This window comes from Mesorhizobium sp. M2A.F.Ca.ET.037.01.1.1 (assembly GCF_003998075.1).
Taxonomy (GTDB): Bacteria; Pseudomonadota; Alphaproteobacteria; order Rhizobiales; family Rhizobiaceae; genus Mesorhizobium.
In genome coordinates, this window is sequence record NZ_RZSA01000316.1 from 1 (window position 1) to 6,454 (window position 6,454).

Annotated in this window: 5 protein-coding genes; 1 reads left to right on the plus strand and 4 read right to left on the minus strand. The window is 65.0% G+C overall.

Translation table 11 applies throughout. From position 1 onward, the window contains the following. Together EOA27_RS17080 and EOA27_RS17085 are read right to left on the minus strand one after the other, a co-directional pair. A partial coding sequence (locus EOA27_RS17080) for a CarD family transcriptional regulator (protein ID WP_281059432.1) occupies positions 1-1,598 on the minus strand: 1,598 nt, incomplete at its 3' end. 7 nt (positions 1,599-1,605) lie between these two features. Then, the gene (locus EOA27_RS17085) at positions 1,606-1,893 is read right to left on the minus strand and encodes a succinate dehydrogenase assembly factor 2 (protein WP_126082402.1); all 288 of its coding nucleotides are present in this window, start codon (positions 1,891-1,893) and stop codon (positions 1,606-1,608) included. A gap of 314 nt (positions 1,894-2,207) precedes the next feature. Here EOA27_RS17085 and recG point away from each other — a divergent pair, with 314 nt between their 5' ends. Continuing rightward, the gene (gene recG, locus EOA27_RS17095; RefSeq protein WP_126083785.1) at positions 2,208-4,316 is read left to right on the plus strand and encodes an ATP-dependent DNA helicase RecG; all 2,109 of its coding nucleotides are present in this window, start codon (positions 2,208-2,210) and stop codon (positions 4,314-4,316) included. Here the strand turns inward: recG and EOA27_RS17100 are convergent. Further along, positions 4,268-5,020 carry a DUF502 domain-containing protein gene (locus tag EOA27_RS17100; protein ID WP_126082401.1) on the minus strand — a complete coding sequence of 251 codons (753 nt, stop codon included), beginning with the start codon at positions 5,018-5,020 and terminating at the stop codon, positions 4,268-4,270. The two genes, recG and EOA27_RS17100, sit on opposite strands and share 49 nt — an antisense overlap. Before the next feature lie 107 nt (positions 5,021-5,127). Then, on the minus strand, positions 5,128-6,454 hold a 1,327-nt coding region (glmS, locus tag EOA27_RS17105), incomplete at its 5' end, for a glutamine--fructose-6-phosphate transaminase (isomerizing) (protein WP_127256751.1).

The window sequence follows — 6,454 nt, forward strand, 5'->3', positions numbered from 1 at the left end:
GCATAGTGGATTTCGAGACAGTCATGCGGCGCGCCGACCGCTTCGATGGTGCGCAGGCCGATAAAGCGGCCGATGCCATGATCGGCATGGACGACGATGTCGCCGGCGGACAGCGACGAGGCTTCGGCAATGAAATCGGAGGCCTTTTTCTTGCGCTTCGAACGCCGGATCAGCCTGTCGCCGAGGATGTCCTGCTCGGCGACGACGACCAGACCGTCGGTCTCGAAACCGGATTCGAGCGGCAGCACGGCAAGCCCCGCCTGCCCCGGCTCGAGCTTTTCGACCTCGGCAAGCGTCGCGACGGTCTTCAGATTGCCAAGATGATGTTCAGCCAGGATCTGGCCGAGCCGGTCGAGCGAGCCTTCGGTCCAGCCAGCGACAATGACACGGCGACGCGCGGCGCGCTCATCGGCAATGTGCTTCACCACCACGTCGAACACGTTGATATTCGGGTCGGCGCGCTCCTCGGCGAAGCTGCGGCCGTGCCGCGAGCCGGCATGGAAGACCTTTTTGCCTCCGACATCGGGGGCATCGAAGACGGTGAAGTCTATGTCCTCGCGCTGACCGAGCGAGGATCTGAGATTCTCCGGCGACAGGTAAAGCAGGTCCGGCGCCACCGGCTTGTAGGGCACGGCATCCTTGAGCGCGCTGTCGGCCTGTTTCCGGCGCGCCTCGTAATGGTCGAGGATCAGCGTGTGCCGCTCGGCCAGCGCCTCATGCGCCAGATGGTCGAAAACCACGGGCGCATCCGGCATATAGTCGAACACGGTCTCCAGCCGCTCATAGAAGAAGGGCAGCCAGTGCTCCATGCCGGCAAAGCGCCGGCCTTCGCTGACCGCCGCATAGAGCGCGTCGTCGCGCGACGGCGCGCCGAAAGCTTCGATATAGGAACGGCGGAAGCGGCTGATCGTCTCCGGCGTCAGCGCCACCTCGCTCATCCCCTGTAGCGACATCGACTTGCGCTGCCCGGTGGTGCGCTGTGTTGCCACGTCGAAGACGCGGATCGATTCCAGCGTATCGCCGAAGAAGTCGAGCCTGAGCGCCTCGCTCCAGCCGGGTGCGAAGAGGTCGAGAATGCCGCCGCGAACCGCGAATTCGCCGAGCCCGCGCACCGTCGGCACGCGCTCGAAGCCGGAAATCTCCAGCCGCGCGATCAGCGCGTTCATGTCGATCTGGTTGCCGGGCCTGGCGTGAAAGGTCTGCGCCTCGATCAATTCGGCCGGCGGGATGCGCTGCAACAGCGCATTCGCGGTGGTGAGGATCACGGCGCGATGCGGCTTCTTCGCCAGCGCGATCATGGCGGAAAGCGCGTCGAGCCGCCGCGCCGCGGCATCGGCGCCGGGCGAAACGCGATCGTAGGGCAGGCAGTCCCAGGCCGGCAGTTCCAGCACCGGCAGGCCCGGCGCGGCAAAGGCGAGCGCCTCGATGATCGCCGGCAGCCGCTGGCCGTCGCGCGCGACGAACAGCACCGGCTTGTCCGGCGCGATCTCCTGCGCCGTCTGGACCAGGGCGAAGGCTTCGTAGCCGTCGGCGACGCCATCGACGATGAACTGGCCGGCGCGGCCCTTGGGCAGGCCAATGGAAGGAATGAGGCTCATGCGTTTTTCAAAATGTCATGGTCCGGCGCGACGCCATGATTTTCCGCAGCACCGCGCAATCGATATCGGGCGGAACCGGGTGCTCGCCGGTGACCATCGGCAGGAAATCGTTGTCGGGAATTTCGAGAAGCCTCTCATATTGGTCGATTTCATCGCCGGTCAAGGCGCCGATCTCGGCGTCGGCGAAGCAACCGAGGATCAGGTCCATCTCGCGCATGCCGCGATGCCAGGAGCGGAACAGCAGCTTGCGGCGGCGGGCATCCAACCCCTCGCTTGATCGCTGTGTTCCGGTCATGGCAGGCTATCCTTGTTCGAAGCGGCGCATATAGCGTGGATAGAGACTGGTGTCAGCCTTGCAAGGCAAAGTAAGACACCCGACAATCAACCTGAAATGATTGCATTCCTTCGCGCCCCCCTCTGTCCTGCCGGACATCTCCCCCACTTGGGGGGAGATCAGCCGACACCTCCGCTTTCGCCAATCTTCAACGTTGCAGAATGGGCGCAGCGCCGAAGCTGCCAATCTCCCCCCTCGTGGGGGAGATGTCCGGCAGGACAGAGGGGGGCGCGAAGGAACTCGGCCTATCCAGCTTCCAAACCGGCGCAGCGCTGATGCGCCCCACCATCCTCGATCCGTTGTTTGTCCCGATCACCTCGCTCGCCGGCGTCGGCCCGAAGGTTGGCTTGCTGATCGAGAGGGTGGTGCCGGCCGACCTCGGCGATCGCGCCGCTCGCGCCGCCGAACTTCTGTTCTTGCTGCCCAACAGCGTGATCGACCGCCGCAACCGGCCCGGCATCGCGCTGTCGGCTGAGGGCCAGATCGTCACGCTGGAAGTGCGGGTCGATCGCCATCAGCCGCCGCCGCGCGGCAACAGGTCGGTGCCGTACCGCGTCTACGCCCATGACGACACCGGCGAGGTCGCGCTGACCTTCTTCCATGCCCATGCCGCCTATCTGCAGAAGATGCTGCCCGAAGGCGAGCATGTGGTGATCTCCGGCCGCATGGAGTGGTTCAACGGCCGCCCGACCATGGTCCATCCGGACCACATCGCGCCAATCGACGAGGCCGAGGGCCTGCCGCTGGTCGAGCCGGTCTACCCCCTCACCGCCGGCCTGTCGGCCAAGGTGCTGCGCCGCGCCATCGGACAGGCGCTGGGGCGCCTGCCGGAACTGCCGGAATGGCAGGACGACGCCTTCATGCGTCGGCACACCTTTCCATCCTTCAGCGATGCGCTTTCCCGCATCCATCACCCGAATGTCCCGATCGACGTTGCCGTCGAGGGATCCGCCTGGCGCCGCCTTGCCTATGACGAGCTGTTGGCCGGCCAGGTGTCGCTGGCGTTGGTGCGGGCCAGAATCCGCCGCCTCTCGGGCCGGCCGCTCATCGGCGATGACCGCATCGTCGAGAAGCTGCGCTCGGCCCTGCCTTACAGACTGACCCCCAGCCAGGAATTCGCGCTTGGCGAGATCAATGCCGATCTCGCCGACCCCGAACGCATGCTGCGCCTGCTGCAGGGCGATGTCGGCTCCGGCAAAACCGTGGTGGCGCTGCTTGCCATGGCGCGCGCGGTGGAGGCCGGCGGCCAGGCGGCGCTGATGGCGCCGACCGAAATCCTGGCGCGCCAGCATCTGGCAACCATCGCGCCGCTGGCCGAGAAAGTCGGCTTGCGCCTCGCCATCCTCACCGGGCGCGAGAAGGGCCGCGAGCGCACCGAGACGCTTGCAGGCCTTGCCAACGGCGCGATCGACATCGTCGTCGGTACGCATGCGCTGTTCCAGGAAACGGTGACGTTCCACGATCTTGTGCTCGCTGTCATCGACGAGCAGCATCGGTTCGGCGTCCACCAGCGCCTGGCCATCACCGCCAAGGGCGATGCGCCCGACATGCTGGTGATGACGGCAACGCCGATCCCGCGCACGCTGGTGCTGACCGCCTTCGGCGACATGGACGTCTCGAAGCTCACCGAGAAGCCCGCCGGCCGCCAGCCGATCCGCACCGTGACCCTGCCGATGGAGCGGCTGGACGAATTGGTGGGTCGCATGCGCGATGCGGTTGCGGAGGGGCAAAAAATCTACTGGATCTGCCCGCTGGTGGAGGAATCCGAAGAGATCAAGCTAATGTCGGCGGAGGATCGCTTTGCTTCGCTGAAACCGCTGTTCGGCGACCGGATAGGCCTCGTGCACGGCCGCATGAAGGGCGCGGAGAAGGACGAGGCGATGCGCGCCTTCAAGGACGGCGAGACGCGCATCCTGATCGCCACCACCGTCATCGAGGTCGGCGTCGACGTGCCTGATGCCACCATCATGGTGATCGAGCATGCGGAGCGCTTCGGCCTTGCCCAGTTGCACCAGCTGCGCGGCCGCGTCGGACGCGGCGACAAGCCCTCCTCCTGCGTTCTGCTTTACAAGGACCCGCTCGGAGAGACCGCGAAGCGCCGGCTTTCGGTGATGCGCGAGACCGAGGACGGCTTCCGCATTGCCGAAGAGGACCTGAAACTGCGCGGCGAAGGCGAATTGCTCGGCACCCGCCAGTCCGGCACGCCCGGCTTCCAGGTCGCTCGGATCGAATTCCATGCCGACCTGCTGGAGGCAGCACGCGACGACGCGCGGCTGATCCTGTCGCGCGACCCGGAACTGCAGTCCGAACGCGGCGAGGCGCTGCGCCTGTTGCTTTACCTGTTCGGCCGCGACGAGGCGGTACGGCTGCTGCGCGCCGGCTGAGCGCCAAGCGGCGGGTTGGCGAGACCACCTTCGACGGGTTCGCCATTCAGCGTCACCAGCTTGGCCTTGACTTCAGGGGCCACCATGCCTGCCGAGACGATCAGCTTGGCGCCGTCCTCGATCGACATGTCGAGCAGCACGATCTCGGATTTGTGCACATACATCAGGAATCCGGTGGTCGGGTTCGGCGTGCACGGCATGAACACCGCAATCAGCGGATCGCCTTCCTGATCGAGCTTCTGGTTGATCTCGGTTTCCTTCTCGCTGGCGACGAAAACCAGCGACCAGACGCCTTTGCGCGGATATTCGACCAAGCCGACCTGGCGGAACATGTCGCCCTTGTTCGACAGCACGGTCTCGAAAATCTGCTTCAGCGAGCCATAGATGCCGCGCACCAGCGGCATGCGACCCAGCAGCCGCTCGCCGAAATTGACGATGGCGCGGCCGACGATGTTGGCGGTCAGGAAACCGATCAGCGTGATCAGCACCAGCGCCACAATCAGCCCGAAGCCCGGAACCGGGAACGGCAGATAGGTATCGGGATTGTAGCGGACGGGGATGTAGGGCTTCACCCAGGAATCCACCCAGCCGATCAGCGACCAGGCGATATAGGCCGTGATCGCCAGGGGCGCACAGACGACGAACCCCGTCAGGAAGTAATTCCTCAGCCGGGTCATGCCAGAGGTCTTCAGGGCGTCGGACATGGGGCTCACCGCGGCGCATGTTGCGGCGCAGAGATTAGTGAACCGCGAGCCGGTTTGGAACTGCGAAGTTTTTAGAATCTACGCCGGAGCGAACGCCGCATAACCCGCTATTCCACCGTCACCGATTTCGCCAGATTGCGCGGCTGGTCGACGTCGGTGCCCATGAACACGGCGGTGAAATAGGCGAGCATCTGGATCGGCAGCGCGTAGATGATCGGCGAAATGATCTCCGGCACCTCGGGCAGGATGATCGTCTCCATCGACTTGATGCCGGCCTGCGCCGCGCCCTTGGCGTCGGTGATCAGGATGATCTTGCCGCCGCGTGCCGCCACTTCCTGCATGTTCGACACGGTCTTTTCGAAGATGCGGTCATGCGGCGCGATGACGATCACCGGCATGTTCTCGTCGATCAGCGCGATCGGCCCGTGCTTCAGCTCGCCGCCAGCATAGCCTTCGGCGTGGATGTAGGAAATTTCCTTGAGCTTCAGCGCCCCTTCCATGGCCAGCGGAAAATTGGTGTCACGGCCGAGATAGAGCACGTCCTTGTAGCGCGACAGCTCGCGCGAGATGCGCTCGATCTGCTCGTCGAGCTTCAGCACCTGGGTGGCGAAACGCGGCGCTTCGGAAAGCTCGCGCACCAGCTGCTTTTCCTGATCGGGCGAGATCGTGCCGCGCGCCACGCCCGCGCGCACCGCAAGCGCAGCCAAGACGGACAGCTGACAGGTGAAAGCCTTGGTCGAGGCGACGCCGATCTCAGGGCCGGCTAGCGTCGGCAGCACGACGTCGGATTCGCGCGCCATGGTCGATTCGCGCACATTGACGACGGCGCCGATTTTCATGCCGGCCTGGCGGCAATAACGCAGCGAAGCGAGCGTATCGGCGGTCTCGCCCGACTGCGAGATGAAGAAGGCCGCGTCATTGGCCGAAAGCGGCATCTCGCGGTAGCGGAACTCCGAGGCGACATCGATATCGACGGGCAATCGCGCATAGCGCTCGAACCAGTATTTCGAGATCAGCCCGGCGAGATAGGCGGTGCCGCAGGCCGAAAGCGCCAGCCGGCCGATCCTGGCGAAGTCGAACGGCAGGTCGAGCGGCTTCGACTGGCCGGAAACGAAATCGACGTAGTGCGCCAGCGTGTGCGAGATCACCTCCGGCTGCTCATGGATCTCCTTTTCCATGAAATGCCGGCGATTGCCCTTGTCGACCATGAAGCTGGTCGAAAGCGACTGCTGCCGCTTGCGGTCGACCTTGTTGCCGTCGATGTCGTAGATGGTCACGCCTTCGCGGCGCACCACTGCCCAATCGCCGTCCTCGAGATAGGTGATCGAGTTGGTGAAGGGCGCCAGCGCGATCGCGTCGGAGCCCAAAAACATCTCGCCCTCGCCATGGCCGACGGCCAGAGGCGGACCGTTGCGGGCGCCGACGATCAGGTCC

Coding starts and splice junctions, on each gene's coding strand:
- EOA27_RS17085 (WP_126082402.1), bottom strand. CDS start 1,893: ATGACCGGAACACAGCGATCAAGCGAGGGGTTGGATGCCCGCCGCCGC.
- recG (WP_126083785.1), top strand. CDS start 2,208: ATGCGCCCCACCATCCTCGATCCGTTGTTTGTCCCGATCACCTCGCTC.
- EOA27_RS17100 (WP_126082401.1), bottom strand. CDS start 5,020: ATGTCCGACGCCCTGAAGACCTCTGGCATGACCCGGCTGAGGAATTAC.